At 48.5% G+C, this 1,599-nt stretch carries 1 protein-coding gene and 1 pseudogene; both read right to left on the bottom strand.

All coding sequences use genetic code 11. The features are described from left to right. Nucleotides 1-373 (bottom strand): annotated as a pseudogene (aceE, locus tag KDK16_RS05355) (pyruvate dehydrogenase (acetyl-transferring), homodimeric type); the annotation flags it as partial. A 758-nt stretch (nucleotides 374-1,131) separates the two neighbouring features. After that, nucleotides 1,132-1,599: adenosylmethionine decarboxylase (speD, locus tag KDK16_RS05360; protein ID WP_306670733.1), on the bottom strand; the 468-nt coding region annotated here is incomplete at its 5' end.

Here is a 1,599-nt window from a genome sequence, read left to right on the forward strand (position 1 = left end):
GGGTCAGATTCTGGAAGAAATAGTTGTAGCCGATATCATACAAAGTTGCACTGGAGGCGAACGAAGAAATGTGGCCACCCAGAGAGCTGTCTTTCTGATTAGCACGCATGACCATTGCCAGCGCGTTCCAACGGACCAGGGAACGGATTCTGCGTTCCATGAACAGGTCACCCGGCATTCTCGCTTCTTTCTCAGGCGGAATGGTGTTGCGATAAGGGGTAGTAATCGCATAGGGCAGCTGTGTGCCTTTCGCTCTGGCATGCTGGGAAAGGCGGGTCATCAGGTAATGTGCCCGGTCTTCCCCTTCTTTTTCCAGTACGGAATCCAGGGCTTCCAGCCACTCCCGGGTTTCGATGGGATCAATGTCATGCATATAGTTTGCTCCGAGAATTGAGCGCTGTAACCAGTTCTAAAAAAAGCATCTGTGAAGGGGTCATCAGCCACTGATGCATCTTTCCATTTCGATTATCCGGACAACAGTACACTGAAGCTACAATCAGCCTTGTGCGAATAAACCGCTTCAACCCGGGATGAACAACCTCACTCTTAATGGGCGGTTATTCTTCGTTGTACCAGTGAAATTCTGACTGTCAGGATAGTCGAGGCTTACCTCTGAAGGACTGCTTTTTCAGCCCGTACCACCAGTCGAAACCAATGATCAAACGACGTGAGCCTCAGGAGCCGGGACAAGGACAAATAACTTGAGGGCTATCCCTGTCATGGCTAACTGTTATCTAACGAAAATTCTGCCCTGCCTGAACTTTAGGTTCAACCACCCTGCCATCAGGCTTCCAGCCGGATGTTCGGCTTCTGATGGACATTAAATTGGGTGCGGAGAGGCAGAGTTTAAAACTTCAGAAAATTGATTTCGATCAATTTTGTAATTGAACTACAAGATAAGCAAAATCCGCAATGAGTACCAGTACTTAGGTACAGTAAAGTTACAGAAATACATCAAAAGCCGCTACATCGTCACACATATTTATAAAATTCCTTTGACACATTTGCCAATAAACAATAAAAAACACTGGTAGCGTATACCTCGATAGCAATTTCCGCCCTGACTTTTACACCGTCTTTGCGAAAAGAACCGCCGAAATTCATAGTCAGATCCACTGGATGATAAAACGCTTACTCGCTTTCGATGAACACCGCACCGCGCAGATGCTCCTTCGTATAAACCGAGTCAGGGTTAAAGGCGGCCTTTAATACCGGAACCGCTAATTCTGGCTGAGAATCACCACACACAAAGATATCGAATGCCGCGAAGTCCCTCTCTGGCCAGGTGTGCACACTGATATGTGATTCAGCCAATACTGCAACGCCGGAAATGCCGCCATTGGGCTCGAAGCGATGAAGGTGGATATGCAACAAAGTAGCACCCGCCTTTTCGACGGCATCGCGCATCGCTTCTTCCATCGTAGTGGGGTCATCCAGCTTTTCAGCTCCCCAAAAGTCGAGGAGCAAATGCGTGCCCGCAAAAACTACCCCGTCACGGGTAATAAAGTGATCAAGCTGGTCTTCGTCAGTAGCGATGGACGTTTGGCCGTGGGTGGGCCAACGCTCATCCTGCGCGATGGAAAAAGCTAATTCAGCAAC

The sequence above is a fragment of the Endozoicomonas sp. SESOKO4 genome (genome assembly GCF_024606275.1).